Annotated in this window: 1 protein-coding gene; it reads left to right on the top strand. The window is 45.4% G+C overall.

Annotation, left to right across the window (positions count from 1 at the left end):
- Nucleotides 1–121 precede the first annotated feature (121 nt).
- Nucleotides 122–383 (top strand): S16 family serine protease (locus KJQ97_RS09710; protein WP_284454214.1); only part of this gene is annotated, 262 nt, incomplete at its 3' end.

Here is a 383-nt window from a genome sequence, read left to right on the forward strand (position 1 = left end):
CGGAAAGTCTAAGCAGGCAAAAGGCCAAACGATCATGTTAGACAGCGTTAATCGAGCAGGAATCGGGATTACGTTAGCTGACAGAACTGAGGTTTCGTCGCCAATCAAGGTTTCCGCAGATATGGAAGGAATCGGAGGGCCTTCAGCGGGTTTGATGATGACTTTAGCGATATATCAGCAAGTGACGGGTTTTAATTTGCGACAAGGGCAAAAAGTTGCGGGAACCGGGACAATGAATGCTGACGGAAGTGTTGGCGATATCGGCGGAATTGACAAAAAAGTCGTTTCTAGCTCAAAGGCGGGGGCCAAAATATTTTTTGCGCCAAATAACCCTGTTTCCAAGGCTGAAAAAGAGTACGATAAAAATGCAAAGACAAATTATC

Origin of the sequence: Campylobacter sp. 2018MI01, assembly GCF_018501205.1 — a bacterium.
In the GTDB taxonomy this organism is placed as follows: Bacteria; Campylobacterota; Campylobacteria; order Campylobacterales; family Campylobacteraceae; genus Campylobacter_E.